Genomic DNA, 13,337 nt, shown 5'->3' on the forward strand with positions numbered 1-13,337 from the left:
CACCGACAGTGTGGGGTCAGACCCCGTCGTCGCTCTGCGGCACGAGCCGCCGGCGGGTGGCGGAGACGACGCGGTTGCCGTGCGCACCGGTCACCGGCGGAGCGGCGGGGCGCTCCATGTCACGCACCTCGTGGTGGAGCGTGCGGTGCGGCGGGCGCCACAGCTTCGCGGCCACCAGCAGCTTCTGCCACCAGGCCAGGTCCTGACGAGTGCTCACGGGTCTCCTCCACGGTGCGGGTATGGGCCGGTCCATCCTCTCACCCCCGTCCCCGGGGGAAAACCCGTGGTGGTGGGGCGGGGGCACGCCTAGGCTTGGTGCTCGCCATGCGCGACTTCCCCCCCACCGTGACGGCCTGGACGCCGTCCGCCGACTACCCGCCCACCGACTCCACGGCGCGGCGGTCCATCGGGGTGCCCGACACCCAGGGGCCGGTCAGGTTCCTGTGGTGGTTGCTGCGCCAGCAGCCCGACCTCGTGCTGGCCGGGTGCCTGTGCAGCCTGCTGTGGATGCTGCCGGCCGCCCTCACCCCCTGGATCCTGGGCCGGGCCATCGACGAGGGCATCCTCGGCGGCGACGGCGGCCGGCTGGGGACCTGGCTGCTCGTCCTGCTGCTCGTCACCCTCCTCGGCGGGGCCAGCGGCGTCTTCTACCACACCGTGGTCGTGCGCTCCTGGCTCGTGGCCTCCTACGGGCAGACGTTCCTGGTGACCCATCAGGGGGTGCGCCTCGGGCACGTGCTGCCCCGCCGGGCGGCCACGGGGGAGGTGCTCAGCGTCAACGGCAGCGACGGCGACCAGTTCGGCCACTTCGTGGAGATCGTCTCCCGGCTCGTCGGCAACGTCGTGGCCTACGCCCTCGTCGCGGTCATCGTGCTCCAGGTCTCGGTGCCGCTGGGCCTGGTGGTCCTCCTCGTCGCGCCTCTTCTCGTGGTGGTGTCCTCGGTGCTGCTGCGGCCCCTGGCCGCGGCCCAGACCCGGGAGCGCGCCCGCGACTCCGAGCTCACGTCCATGGCCACCGACATCGTGGCCGGCCTGCGCATCCTGCGTGGGATCGGCGGCGAGCGGACGTTCGGCGACAACTACGCCCGGCAGAGCCAGCGGGTGCGCCGCGCGGGCGTGCGCTCGGGCGCCTGGGGCGCGTTCGTCGAGGCGGTCGGTGTCCTGCTGTCCGGACTCTTCGTGGTCGTCCTCATGGTGCTCGGGGTGGACCGGGTGCGCGCCGGCGACCTGCAGGTCGGTGAGCTCGTGACCTTCCTGGGGTACGCCCTGTTCCTGGTCCAGCCCATCCGGGTCGTCTTCGAGGCCGCTCAGCAGCTGACCCGGTCCCTCGTGGCCGCGCGGCGCACGGTGGGGGTGCTGGGCACTCCCGACCCGTGGCCCCGGCCCGCCCTGGTGGCACCCGAGGAGCTCGAGCGGCTGGGTCGCGGGGAGCTCGTGGACGTCGCCTCGGGCCTGCGGGTACGGCCCGGCCGGCTGACGATGGTGGTCGCGGCCGTGCCCGACGACGCGGCCGCGCTCGCCGACCGGCTCGGCCGCTACCTCCCCGCCGCCGACGGGGTGCCGGGGGAGGAGGACGACGACGAGGACGAGGACGGCGACCGTCGGGCGCTCGCCCTGGCCCGGCGGGAGCGCGCGGCGGCCCGGGCCCGTCTGGAGCGCGCCGACCAGGAGCGCGCGCTCGCCCCCTGGGGCGTGACCCTGGGCGGGGTCGACCTGGCCCGGCTGCCGATGGAGCAGGTGCGCCGGCTCGTGCTGGTCAGCGACGCCGGCGCCCAGGTCTTCTCCGGCACCCTGCAGGAGGCGGTGGACCCGCACGACCGCCTCGACCACGCGGCGGCGGAGGCCGCGCTGCGGTCGGCCGCCGCCGAGGACGTCTACGACGTGCTGCCCGGGGGGTGGCAGGGCCGGCTGGAGGAACGTGGCCGGGGGCTGTCCGGAGGACAGCGCCAGCGGCTGGTCCTGGCGAGGGCGCTGGCCGCCGACCCCCCGGTGCTCGTGCTCGTCGAACCGACCTCGGCCGTCGACGCCCACACCGAGGCCCTCGTCGCCGCCCGGCTTCCCGGGCACCGGCGCGGCCGCACCACGGTGGTCGTGACCGCCTCGCCGCTGCTGCTGCACCACGCCGACGACGTCGCCCTGCTGGACGCGGGCCGCGTGGTCGCCACCGGCACCCACGAGGAGCTCGTCACCCGAGACCCGGACTACCGGCGCACCGTGCTGCGCGGCGACCCCGCCACCGACACCGTCCCGGTGCCGGGCGGCACCCCGGTCCTGGCCGGGGAGGTGACCCCGTGACCGCCACCCTGCCCGCACCGCCGGACCGGGCCAGCACCTGGGTGGACCGCCGTGGGACCGCCCCGCCGGTGCCGGCGGCGCTGCGGCCGCCCCCGCGGGGCAGCGCCGGCCCGCGCGAACGCCACCGGTCCCTGTGGGCCCGGCACGCCCTGCGCCGGCGGCGCGCCGAGGAGCACCTGCTCACCGCCCTGTCCCCGGACCGGGGTCTGCCCGTGGCGCCGACCCCCGTCGTGCTGCGCTACCTGGCGGGGCTGCTGCGGGACCGGACGCGCCTCCTCGTGCTCGTCGTCGCGGCCAACGGGCTGGCCGCCGCCGCCGGTCTGGCGGTCCCGCTGCTCCTCGGCAGGCTCGTGGACGCGGTCGTCGAGGCGGACGGTCGCCCGGCCGTGGCGACGGTGAGCACCTTCGTCGCCGTCGTCACGGGGGTGCTCGTGGCCCAGGCGGTCCTGACCCACCTGGCCAAGTGGCTCGCCGCCGTGCTGGGACAGGACGTGCTGGCCCAGGCCCGTGAGCACGTCGTGCGGGCGGTGCTGCGGCTGCCGCTGGGCACCGTCGAGTCCACGGGCACCGGCGACCTGGTGACCAGGGTCACCCGCGACGTCGCCTCGATGAGCCGCGCGGTGCGCTGGGCCCTGCCCGAGTTCGTCATCGGGGTGGTGACCCTCGGACTCACCGTCGTGGCGATGGTGGTCAACTCCTGGGTGCTGGCCCTGCCCACCCTGGTCACGGCCACGCTCTCGATGGAGCAGGTGCGCCGGTACCTGCGCCGGGCGCCGGCGGCATACCTGCTCGAGGGGGCCACCTACAGCCGGATCGGCAGCACCCTGGCCGAGACGGTCGAGGGGGCGCGGACGGTCGAGGCGCTGGGCCTGCAGGAGGAGCGCCGGCGGGCGGCCGAGGACGACGTCGAGGTCAGCGCCCAGGCCGAGCGCTACGGCCTGACGCTGCGCAACGTGCTGTTCGCGGTCATGGACATGGCGTTCTCCCTGCCCCGGGTCATCACCCTGGGCGTCGGCGCCGTGCTGCACGCGCAGGGGGTGGTCACCCTCGGGCAGATCACCGCCGCGATGCTCTACATCGAGACCTTCTACGGTCCCTTCGACCGTCTGGTGGGGGTGGTGGACGAGCTGCAGGTGGGCATCGCCTCCACGACCCGCCTGCTGGGCATCGCCGAGGTTCCCCCGGACCGGACGCCCGGGACGGACCGTCCCGTCGACGACCACCTGGTGGGCCGGGGGATGACCTACGCCTACCGGGAGGGTCAGGACGTGCTGCACGGCATCGACCTGGACCTGGCGCCGGGGGAGCGGCTGGCGGTGGTCGGGCCGTCCGGGTCCGGCAAGTCCACGCTGGGCCGGCTGCTCGCCGGCGTGCACGCCCCCCGCACCGGGTCCGCCACCGTCGGAGGGGTCGACCTGGTCTCCCTGCCCCTGAACGAGCTGCGCCGGCAGGTCGCGCTCGTCACCCAGGAGCACCACGTCTTCCGTGGCAGCCTGCGCGACAACGTCGCCCTCGCGCGCGAGGACGCCACCGACGAGGAGGTATGGCGTGCGCTGGCCACGGTGGACGCGGCGGCCTGGGTGCGGGCCCTGCCGGGCGGGCTGGCGACCGTGCTGGGGTCGGGGCACCACGAGCTGACCCCCGGGCAGGCGCAGCAGGTGGCGCTGGCGCGGCTCCTCCTCGCCGACCCGCACACCCTCGTCCTGGACGAGGCGACCAGCCTCATCGACCCGCGCACGGCACGACACCTCGAGGGGTCGATGCACGCGCTCCTGACCGGCCGCACCGTGGTGGCGATCGCCCACCGGCTGCACACCGCGCACGACGCGGACCGGATCGCGGTGGTGCAGGAGGGGCGGATCGTCGAGCTGGGCAGCCACGAGGAGCTTCTCGCCGCGGACGGGCAGTACGCCGCCCTCTGGCGGGCCTGGACCAGCTGAGCCGGCCCGACGGTCCGGGGGTCAGTCCCCGGTGGAGAGCTTGCCCAGGGTGCGCGGCCGCAGCCGGTCGTCGGCCTTCTGCCGCAGCCGTCGGGGGCTCAGCCCGTGCTGCTCGTTGTACCCCTCCACGACGGAGGCCCGCAGCGCCCGCGCCGTGGCGCGGGGACGGTCGCCGTCCTCCACGATCGTGTCGACCAGACCCTGGGAGCGAAGGTCGTCGGCGGAGGCCTTCATGGTCTCCAGCGTCATCGCCACCTGCTCCACCGAGGGGTTGGCCACGTTGTACAGGATGGTCGCCGTGGAGCGCGGCTCGGAGACGAAGCCGAGCGCGCTGTCGAACATCACGGTGTGCCGTCCGAACGGCGTGGTGGCCAGCCCGCCACCGCTGCCCATGGCTCCGGTGATCACCGCCACGGTGGGGTAGGGGTGGGAGGCGGCGCGCTTGATGCACTGGGCGATGGCCCGGGACTGGCCGCGGCGCTCGGCGGCCATCGTCGGCAGCGCCCCCAGCGTGTCGGTGAGGAAGACGACCGGCAGCTCCCAGCGCTCCGCGGCGTCCAGCATGCGGACGGCGTACTCGTAGTCCTCCGGACCCGGGTTGGGCGGCCGCTTGCCCACGTAGTCGCCGCTGATCCGGTAGGAGGGCTGGTCCCCGATGACCATGAAGGAGTGGTCCCCGATCGTGGCCAGCGCCGCGACGACGTGGGGGTAGATCGTGTCGTCCTCGAACCGGACGTGGTTGTAGAAGGGGACAGCCGAGTCGAAGACGGTGCGCAGGAGGAACTCGGTGTCCAGACGCCCCGCCCCCGCGGCGATCTCGTTGTACCGCGCGATGAGCGTCTCCCCGGCCGTCGCGCGGCCACGGTCCCGGCGGTCGCGGGGCAGGTGGACCCGGCGCTCGACCCCCTGGCGGTCCCACAGCGCGGCCGAGAAGCCCTCCGGACCCACGGTGACCTCCCGGCCGGTGTCCTCGGCCCCGTCGGCGACGTCGTCGCGCCGACGGTCGCGCAGCCGTGAGGTGGAGCGGCCGGCCTCGAACATCCGCCCGAGCAGCTCGACCAGCTCGTCGACGTCCTTGACGAGGACGTCGACGTTGCGGTCCAGGTAGTTGGCCTCGGCGCTCTGCAGCCCGCGCGGGACCTCCTTGCCCTCGAAGGTCTCGATGACCCGGCGCCCGGCGAACCCGTAGTCGGTGCCCTCGAGCGCCACGATGAGGTCGGCGGCGGGCACCGCGCTCGCCGACATCCCGCCCCACACCTGCCCCGCCAGGACGCTGACGTAGGGGCGGTTGGTGGTGTGCTGGAACTTGTTGGCCGCGGCGGCCATCCGCTGCATCTGGATCAGGCCCAGGACGTTCTCGTGCTGGCGCACCCCGGAGGAGGCCCCCATGCTCACCAGCGGGAGCTTCTCGCGCTCGGCCAGCTCGGCGGCCTGGACGAACTTCTCCCCGGCGACCTCGCCCAGGGACCCGGCGAAGAAGGACCAGTCGACCACGTAGACCACGGCCCTCTGCCCCCGGAAGTGCCCGATCCCGAACTTGGCCGACTCCGTCGACCCGCTGCGCGCCTCGGCGCTGGTGAGCTTGTCGGTGTAGCGCTCGATCGTGTCCCCGACCCGGCGCTGCAGGCCGATGAGGTCGTCCACGACCCGCAGGTGGCCGTAGCGCTCCTGGAGGTCCACCGAGGCGATGAAGGCCCGGGCGGCCTCGGTCGGGTTCAACCCCGGCCGCTTCTCGTAGAGCGAGGCCACGGTGCGGGGGGTGCGGGGCCGCAGGTCGAGCAGGTCGGGCGTCACGCCACCGTCGCCGGTGACGTAGTCGTCGTGGAGGTCGTGGTGGTCCTCGCCCTGGTCGGGACGGCCCGGATCGCGCATTCCACGCAGGCTAGCAGCGGGCCGTCGACCCTACCGACAGGTAACGCCGCGCGACCGCGATAATGCGGTCCGTGGCGGCCGTGCTCCAGGGATTCTGGCTGATCGCGGCGGTCGTCGCGGTCGGGTGGCTGCTCGCGCACACCCGCCTCTTCGGCCGGACCGAGCAGCAGATGCTCGCCCGGCTCACCTTCTGGGTCGGCTCGCCCGCGCTGCTCTTCCTCGTCGTGGCGGACGCCGACGTCGGCGTGATCTTCTCCGGCTTCCTGGTCGCCACGGTGGCCGGCGTGGTGGTGACGGCCGCGGCATACCTCCTCCTGGCCCGGCTGGTGCTGCGCCGCAGCCTGACCCACGCCCTCATGGGCGGGATGAGCGTGAGCTACGTCAACTCCAACAACCTCGGCCTACCGATCGCCATCTACGTGCTGGGCGACGCGTCGTGGTCGGCCCCGATCATCCTCATGCAGCTGCTCGTCCTGCAGCCGGCCTGGCTGGCGGCGCTGGACGCCAGCCAGTCGGGGCGGGTGTCGCTGGGGCGGCTGCTGCGCTCGCCGGTCACCAACCCGCTAACCATCGGCAGCATGCTCGGACTGGTCGTCGCGCTCACCGGCATCACCCTCCCCGCGGTGGTGCGGGGGCCCACGGAGCTCGTCGGCGGCCTGGCGATCCCCGGGATGCTGCTCGCGTTCGGGATCTCGCTGCGCCTCTCACCCCTGCCGCGCGGACGCGACAACCTCGCCGAGCTGGCGGCCGTCGTCCTGCTCAAGCTCGGGCTGATGCCTGCCGTGGCGGGCCTGGTCGCCGGCCCCGTCCTGGGGCTGTCGGGGGCGGAGGTGCTGGCGGTCGTGGTGATGTCCACGCTGCCGACGGCACAGAACGTCTTCGTCCTCGCGGTGGCCTACGGGCGGGGGGAGGACATCGCCCGGGACAGCGTCTTCGTCACCACGGTGCTGGCGGCGCCCGCGATGCTGCTGGTCGTCGCCCTCGCCGGCGGTGGGTAGGCTGGCGCGGTGCGGTTGAGCGAGTTCTGGGCCCTGATGGAGCAGGAGTTCGGGCAGGGGTATGCCGCGCTCGTCGCCCAGGGGCAGGCCCTGGGGTCGCTGGGCAGCCGGACGGCCGAGCAGGCCCTGGCCGACGGAGACCCGGTCCGGCAGGTGTGGGAGGCCGTCGTGCGCGACCTCGAGGTGCCCCCCGAGCACCACTACCTGCCCGACCGCCGGCGTACCCGCTCCTGAGGCCTCCTCAGGGCTGGCGCGGGGCGTCCGTGGCCGTGTCGCCCACGGGAGGTTCGCCCGCCAGCCCGCCGGCGACCGCCCGGCGGATCTTCTCGATCATCTCCTGCTCCGCGGGCGCCACGCCGTCGGAGGCCTGGGCCACCCGGTCGGCCGCGGCCAGGACGACGTCGCGGTAGCCGTCCGCCTGCGCCGGTGCCTTGGCGCGGAGGACGTCGACCGCCCGCCCGAGCTCGTCGAGGACGGTCTGCTCCACCTCGTCCGGGGACCCGGTGGGCGGGGTGGGGAAGCCGCCGTCGCGCAGCAGCTCCTGGACCGCAGCCGGGGCCTCCTGGAACGCCTTGGAGCCGGCCATCGACTCCTTGAACATCGCGAAGAAGCCGGGGTCGGAGCGCGAGACGAGGGCGATGGCGCCGAAGGCGGAGCGCTTGACGAGCGCCTGCTCGTCCTCGGTCAGGGCGGTGCTGCTGTCGGTGTCGGTCATGGTCCCACTGTGGACCGTGCGGCCCGGCCTGTCATCCGCGCGGCCGGGTCAGAGGTCGTGCTGCAGGAGGAGCTCGGCGATCTGCACGGCGTTGAGCGCCGCGCCCTTGCGCAGGTTGTCGTTGGCCACGAACATCACCAGGCCGCGACCCTCGGGCACGCTCTGGTCGACCCGGATACGGCCGACGAAGGAGGGGTCCTGCCCGGCGGCCTGCAGGGGCGTCGGCACGTCGGCGAGCGCGACGCCGGGAGCCTGGCCGAGCAGCTCGGTGGCCCGCTCCGGGGTGATCGGCCGGGCGAACTCGGCGTGGACCGCCAGGCTGTGCCCGGTGAAGACGGGCACCCGCACGCAGGTGCCGGACACCGCCAGCGCGGGGACGCCCAGGATCTTGCGCGACTCGTTGCGCAGCTTGACCTCCTCGGAGGTCTCCCCGTCCTCGACGAGGTCGCCGGCCATGGCCAGGACGTTGAACGCGATCGGGGCCACGTAGGTGGTCGGCTCCGGCAGCGCCACCGCCGACCCGTCGTGGGTCAGCGCCTCCACCGGCTCCTCGCCGGCCAGGGCCGCGCGCACCTGGTCGCCGAGCTCGCGCACGCCCGCGAGCCCGGACCCGGAGACGGCCTGGTAGGTGGCCACCCGCAGCCGTTCCAGCCCGGCCTCGGCATGGAGGGGCCGCAGCACCGGCATGGCCGCCATCGTCGTGCAGTTGGGGTTGGCCACGATCCGCGACCCGCCCCCGCCCAGCGCGAGCCCCAGATCCTGCGGGTTGACCTCGCTGACGACCAGCGGCACCGCGTCGTCCATCCGCCAGGCGGAGGAGTTGTCGACCACGACCGCACCGGCGGCGGCGAGGCGGGGTGCGTGCTCCTTCGAGGCGGAGCCCCCGGCGGAGAAGAGGGCCACGTCGATGCCGGACAGGTCGGCGGTGGCCACGTCCTCGACGAGGATCTGGCGCGCCTCGGCATACCCCTCGAGGCCGTTGGCCGACCCGTCCCAGGGCAGCTCGGTGCCGGCGGAGCGGGCGGAGGCGAGGTAGCGCACGGAGGCGACGGGGAAGTCGCGCTCGGACAGCAGCCGCCGCATCACCGCGCCGACCTGTCCGGTCGCCCCCACCAGGGCCACGTGCAGGTGCCGGTCGTGCCCGGTCACGGCGTTCACCGGCCCGTCCCGCCGTAGACCACGGCCGCGTCCTCGGCGTCCAGCCCGAAGGCCGTGTGCACGGCGCGCACGGCGTCCTCCAGGTCGGACTGGTCGCAGATCACCGAGATCCGGATCTCGGAGGTGCTGATCATCTCGATGTTGACCCCGGCGTCGGCCAGGGCGGCGAAGAGCTGGGCGGCGACCTGCGGGTTGGAGCGCATGCCCGCCCCCACGAGCGACAGCTTGCCCACGTGCGAGGTGTAGAGGACGTCGTCGAAGCCCATCTCGTCCTGCAGCGCCCGGACCGCGGCGACCGTGGTCGGGCCGTCGGTCTCGGGGATGGTGAAGGAGATGTCGGAGGTCGCCGCGTCCGAGGTCGAGACGTTCTGCACGATCATGTCGATCGAGACGCCGGCCCGGGAGGCCGCGCCCACGACGGCTGCCGCCGCCCCGGGGCGGTCCGGGATGCCGACGGCGGTGACCTTGCCCAGCGAGCGGTCGTGCGCGATGCCGGAGATGATCGGTTCTTCCATGGTGTCCTCCGTGAGGGGTCGGCCGACGAGGATCCAGGTGCCCTCCTGGTCGGAGAAGCTGCTGCGGACGTGGAGCGGGACGTGGAAGCGCCGGGCGTACTCCACCGCCCGCAGGTGCAGGATCTTGGCGCCGTGGGCGGCCATCTCGAGGGTCTCCTCGATGGTCAGCCGGGTCACCCTCCGGGCGCTGGGGACGATCCGCGGGTCGGCGGTGTAGAGGCCGTCCACGTCCGTGTAGATCTCGCAGACGTCGGCGTCCAGGGCGGCCGCCAGCGCCACCGCCGTGGTGTCGGACCCGCCGCGGCCCAGGGTGGTGATGTCGTCGTCGGTCGAGATGCCCTGGAAGCCGGCCACGATGGCCACGCCGCCCTCCTCCAGGGTGCCGCGGACCCGGGCGGGCTGGACGTCGAGCAGTCGGGCACGGCCGTGCGCGGTGTCGGTGCGCATCCCGGCCATGGCGCCGGTGAAGCTGCGGGCGGGCACGCCCAGGTCCTGGATGGCCATCGCCAGCAGGGCCATCGAGATCCGCTCGCCCGCCGACAGGAGCATGTCCATCTCGCGCTCCGGCGGCGGTCCGTCGGCGATCTGGGCGGCCAGGTCGAGGAGCTCGTCGGTCGTGTCCCCCATCGCGGAGACGACGACGGCGACCTGGTCGCCCGCGCGGTGGGCGGCCACGACGCGGCGGGCGACGCGGCGCATCGCCTCGGCGTCGGCGACGGACGAACCGCCGAACTTCATCACGAGCAGAGCCATGGTGCTTCCTGGGCAGGGGGCAGGGTGGCACGGGATGACGTCGGCGTCGCAGGTCCCGGACTGGCAGCCAGTGTAGGGGAGAGGAACGGGGGTCGTTGACGCGGCGGAAGGAGCGGGGAGCGCGGTGACGGCGCGCGTCCGGTCACGTCGGGTCGGGTCGGGTCGGGTCAGACGAGCGTGGTGAGCGCGAGGACGACCACGGCGAGGGTGGCGACGATCTCGCCGACCCCGAGCCGTGCGGGGCTCCACCCGAGGCGGGGCACGGCGGCGGCCCGCACCGCCAGGACCAGGGCCAGACCGCCCAGGGGCAGCCGCGCGCCGTGGGGCAGCAGGGCGAGGGCGAGGACCGCCAGGAGCAGGTGGTAGCCCACCGAGAGCAGGAGGAAGACGGTGCTGCCCCGTCGCCGGATCGCGCTCTTGACGTAGAAGACGGTGCCGGTGAAGTAGCCCGCCAGGACGCCGGTGAGGATCCAGGCCACCGTCCACCGCTCGCCCGGACCCAGGTCGTAGGCGACCGGCGTCATCAGGCAGGACCCGGCCGCGGTGGCCAGTCCGGCGATCAGGGCCCGCTCGTGCCGGGTCGCCGAGGCGACCATGCCGACCGAGAGCGGGACGACGAACAGCGGGGCCCAGCGCACCAGCGTCGGCTCGACCAGGAGCAGGGCCGCGCCCAGGGCGGTCGCCAGGGCGACGTACACCTGTACCGGAGCCAGGTGGCGCGGCCGTCGGCGGGACTTCAGCCAGAGCGTGGCCGCGAAGAAGGCGAGGTAGCCGGCGAACCAGAAGGCCGCCAGCAGCAGGTGCGCCCAGCGGGGTCCCGAGGCCAGCGTGCCGACGAGGAGGGGGGCCGACAGCATCGCCCAGGCCCCGTGCTGGTTGGGGACCCAGCCCGGCCGTCGGCGCCGTCGGCCTCCCCGGTGACCCGCCCCCGGCCCGGGCAGCTTCCGGGCGGTGGGCGCCACAGAGGACCGGACGCTCATACGACGCAGTGTAGTGAACAGATCGGCAGACCGCGCCGGGTGGGTGTCGCGGACGGCGCCGGGTGAGTCGTCCCGGAACACGCCGGGAGGTGGTTCAGCAGTTCGTACAGACTTTCGACTACGCTCGTCCCCATGGTCCCCCCGACGGGACCGGACACCCACAGGTATGCCGTGGGAGGCCGGGTCTGTCGGTGGCGGCACCTAGCGTCTGACTGGACACGGGACGAGGCCCTGCAAGGGGACGGCGGCCGGAGGTCGGTCGAAGGTAGGCGCGCCCACCACGAGCAACGAAGGAGCACGGACATGGCCCAGGCCACGACGAAGACGGCATCGCCGGTCGCTGCCGGCAACGACAGGATGCGGGCTCTCGACGCCGTCATGGCGCAGATCGAGAAGCAGCACGGCAAGGGGTCGGTGATGCGCCTGGGGGACGAGGACCGTCCGCCCATCCGGGTTATCCCGACGGGGTCCATCGCCCTCGACGTCGCCCTGGGCGTGGGCGGTCTGCCCCGCGGCCGCGTGGTGGAGATCTACGGGCCGGAGTCCAGCGGCAAGACCACGGTCGCGCTGCACGCCGTGGCCAACGCCCAGAAGGCCGGCGGGATCGCCGCCTTCATCGACGCCGAGCACGCGCTCGACCCCGACTACGCGAAGAACCTCGGCGTGGACACGGACGCCCTGCTGGTGAGCCAGCCGGACACCGGCGAGCAGGCCCTGGAGATCGCCGACATGCTGATCCGGTCGGGGGCGATCGACATCATCGTCATCGACTCGGTCGCGGCGCTCGTGCCGCGGGCCGAGATCGAGGGCGAGATGGGCGACAGCCACGTGGGTCTGCAGGCCCGGCTGATGTCCCAGGCCCTGCGCAAGATCACCGGCGCGATCAGCACGACCGGCACCACGGCGATCTTCATCAACCAGCTGCGCGAGAAGATCGGGGTCATGTTCGGCTCGCCGGAGACCACCACCGGTGGCAAGGCGCTGAAGTTCTACGCCTCGGTCCGCATCGACGTGCGCCGCATCGAGACCCTCAAGGACGGCACCGACGCGGTCGGCAACCGCACCCGGGCCAAGATCGTCAAGAACAAGGTGTCGCCGCCGTTCAAGCAGGCCGAGTTCGACATCCTCTACGGGCAGGGCATCTCCCGGGAGGGCGGCCTCATCGACGTGGGCGTCGAGCACGGCTTCGTGCGCAAGTCCGGCGCCTGGTACACCTACGAGGGCGACCAGATGGGGCAGGGCAAGGAGAACGCCCGCCAGTTCCTCAAGGACAACCCGGACCTGTCCGAGGAGATCGACCGCAAGATCAAGGCCAAGCTCGGCATCGGGGTGCCCAAGCAGACCGCCGAGGACCTGCCGGACGGGGTCGACCCGGTGACCGGTGAGGTCTCGGTCGACTTCTGATGGGCACCGACGCAGACCGGTTGTCTGCGGCGCGGCGGGCGCTGGCGGAGGCGGAGTCCGTCGCCAGCGCTTCCGGGCTCAGCCCCGGCCGGACCTCGTCGACGGCCCTCGCGGACGGCGGGACCCCCGTCGACGGGGAACACGGTCGGGGTCGGGCAGCAGGGACGTCGGGACGGTCCGGGGGACCGGGCCGTTCCGACCCCGACCCCCACGCCGTCGCCCGTCGCATCGTCCTGCGCCAGCTGGCCATGGGCCCGCGCACCCGCCGCCAGCTCGAGGACAAGCTGCGCGACAGGGGGTGCGAGCCCGACGTCGCCCGAGGGGTGCTGGACCGGATGACGGAGGTCGGCCTCGTCGACGACGAGTCGTACGCGGAGATGTACGTGCGGTCCAAGCAGGAGACCAAGGGCCTGGCCGCCGGTGCCCTGCGCCACGAGCTGCGGCAGAAGGGCGTCCCGGACGAGGTGGCCGACGCGGCGCTGGAAGAGATCGACCCCGAGCGGGAGAAGGAGCAGGCCCGCGCCCTGGTCGCCCGCCGCCTGCGCACCATGCGTGGGCTGGAGCGGGACGTGCAGACGCGCCGGCTGGCCGGGTTCCTGGCCCGCAAGGGCTACGGTCCCGGCGTGGCCTACCAGGTCGTGCGGGAGGCGCTCGACGAGCTGCCGGAGAACCGCCGGGACTGACCCGCCGGCACGGGCGTCGTCCGG

General features: G+C 73.9%; 12 protein-coding genes. 6 read left to right on the forward strand and 6 right to left on the reverse strand.

The features are described from left to right. Positions 1-16: 16 nt before the first annotated feature. Complete coding sequence (locus tag ACWHYA_RS09770; protein ID WP_425941503.1) at positions 17-217, reverse strand: hypothetical protein; 201 nt, start codon at positions 215-217, stop codon at positions 17-19. Positions 218-324: 107 nt separating this feature from the next. Here ACWHYA_RS09770 and ACWHYA_RS09775 point away from each other — a divergent pair, with 107 nt between their 5' ends. Beyond that, positions 325-2,295, forward strand: coding sequence for an ABC transporter transmembrane domain-containing protein (locus tag ACWHYA_RS09775; RefSeq protein ID WP_425941501.1), 1,971 nt, complete (start codon positions 325-327; stop codon positions 2,293-2,295). Then, complete coding sequence (locus tag ACWHYA_RS09780; RefSeq protein ID WP_425941500.1) at positions 2,292-4,235, forward strand: ABC transporter ATP-binding protein; 1,944 nt, start codon at positions 2,292-2,294, stop codon at positions 4,233-4,235. The genes ACWHYA_RS09775 and ACWHYA_RS09780 overlap by 4 nt, the downstream gene beginning before the upstream one ends. 21 nt (positions 4,236-4,256) lie before the next feature. On the opposite strand, the gene ACWHYA_RS09785 is transcribed toward ACWHYA_RS09780, so the two are convergent. After that, on the reverse strand, positions 4,257-6,107 hold the full coding sequence (locus tag ACWHYA_RS09785) for a carboxyl transferase domain-containing protein (protein ID WP_425941498.1): 1,851 nt from the start codon (positions 6,105-6,107) through the stop codon (positions 4,257-4,259). A gap of 71 nt (positions 6,108-6,178) precedes the next feature. Between ACWHYA_RS09785 and ACWHYA_RS09790 the strand changes: the two genes are divergently transcribed. Beyond that, the gene (locus ACWHYA_RS09790; RefSeq protein ID WP_425941497.1) at positions 6,179-7,105 is read left to right on the forward strand and encodes an AEC family transporter; all 927 of its coding nucleotides are present in this window, start codon (positions 6,179-6,181) and stop codon (positions 7,103-7,105) included. A 9-nt stretch (positions 7,106-7,114) separates the two neighbouring features. Continuing rightward, the gene (locus tag ACWHYA_RS09795; RefSeq protein ID WP_425941495.1) at positions 7,115-7,339 is read left to right on the forward strand and encodes a DUF3046 domain-containing protein; all 225 of its coding nucleotides are present in this window, start codon (positions 7,115-7,117) and stop codon (positions 7,337-7,339) included. Positions 7,340-7,346: 7 nt separating this feature from the next. On the opposite strand, the gene ACWHYA_RS09800 is transcribed toward ACWHYA_RS09795, so the two are convergent. From ACWHYA_RS09800 to ACWHYA_RS09815, 4 genes are all read right to left on the reverse strand, one after another. Further along, positions 7,347-7,820 (reverse strand): hypothetical protein, encoded by a 474-nt coding sequence (locus tag ACWHYA_RS09800; protein WP_425941493.1) that lies wholly within the window; start codon positions 7,818-7,820, stop codon positions 7,347-7,349. 48 nt (positions 7,821-7,868) lie between these two features. Next, entirely contained in the window at positions 7,869-8,978 is a 1,110-nt protein-coding gene (locus ACWHYA_RS09805) for an aspartate-semialdehyde dehydrogenase (RefSeq protein WP_425941492.1), read from the reverse strand. Continuing rightward, positions 8,975-10,246, reverse strand: coding sequence for an aspartate kinase (locus ACWHYA_RS09810; protein ID WP_425941490.1), 1,272 nt, complete (start codon positions 10,244-10,246; stop codon positions 8,975-8,977). Before ACWHYA_RS09810 ends, ACWHYA_RS09805 begins: the two co-directional genes overlap by 4 nt. A gap of 167 nt (positions 10,247-10,413) precedes the next feature. After that, positions 10,414-11,226: a YwiC-like family protein gene (locus ACWHYA_RS09815; protein ID WP_425941488.1), complete on the reverse strand. Its 813-nt coding sequence runs from the start codon at positions 11,224-11,226 to the stop codon at positions 10,414-10,416. 357 nt (positions 11,227-11,583) lie between these two features. Between ACWHYA_RS09815 and recA the strand changes: the two genes are divergently transcribed. Both recA and ACWHYA_RS09825 read left to right on the forward strand, forming a co-directional pair. Then, positions 11,584-12,630 (forward strand): recombinase RecA, encoded by a 1,047-nt coding sequence (gene recA / locus ACWHYA_RS09820; RefSeq protein WP_425941832.1) that lies wholly within the window; start codon positions 11,584-11,586, stop codon positions 12,628-12,630. Continuing rightward, positions 12,630-13,313: a regulatory protein RecX gene (locus ACWHYA_RS09825; protein ID WP_425941486.1), complete on the forward strand. Its 684-nt coding sequence runs from the start codon at positions 12,630-12,632 to the stop codon at positions 13,311-13,313. Before recA ends, ACWHYA_RS09825 begins: the two co-directional genes overlap by 1 nt. Positions 13,314-13,337: the final 24 nt, after the last annotated feature.

It is taken from the genome of Ornithinimicrobium carbonis, from assembly GCF_977012275.1.

Coding starts and splice junctions, on each gene's coding strand:
- ACWHYA_RS09775 (WP_425941501.1), top strand. CDS start 325: ATGCGCGACTTCCCCCCCACCGTGACGGCCTGGACGCCGTCCGCCGAC.
- ACWHYA_RS09785 (WP_425941498.1), bottom strand. CDS start 6,107: ATGCGCGATCCGGGCCGTCCCGACCAGGGCGAGGACCACCACGACCTC.
- ACWHYA_RS09800 (WP_425941493.1), bottom strand. CDS start 7,820: ATGACCGACACCGACAGCAGCACCGCCCTGACCGAGGACGAGCAGGCG.
- ACWHYA_RS09810 (WP_425941490.1), bottom strand. CDS start 10,246: ATGGCTCTGCTCGTGATGAAGTTCGGCGGTTCGTCCGTCGCCGACGCC.
- ACWHYA_RS09815 (WP_425941488.1), bottom strand. CDS start 11,226: ATGAGCGTCCGGTCCTCTGTGGCGCCCACCGCCCGGAAGCTGCCCGGG.
- recA (WP_425941832.1), top strand. CDS start 11,584: ATGCGGGCTCTCGACGCCGTCATGGCGCAGATCGAGAAGCAGCACGGC.
- ACWHYA_RS09825 (WP_425941486.1), top strand. CDS start 12,630: ATGGGCACCGACGCAGACCGGTTGTCTGCGGCGCGGCGGGCGCTGGCG.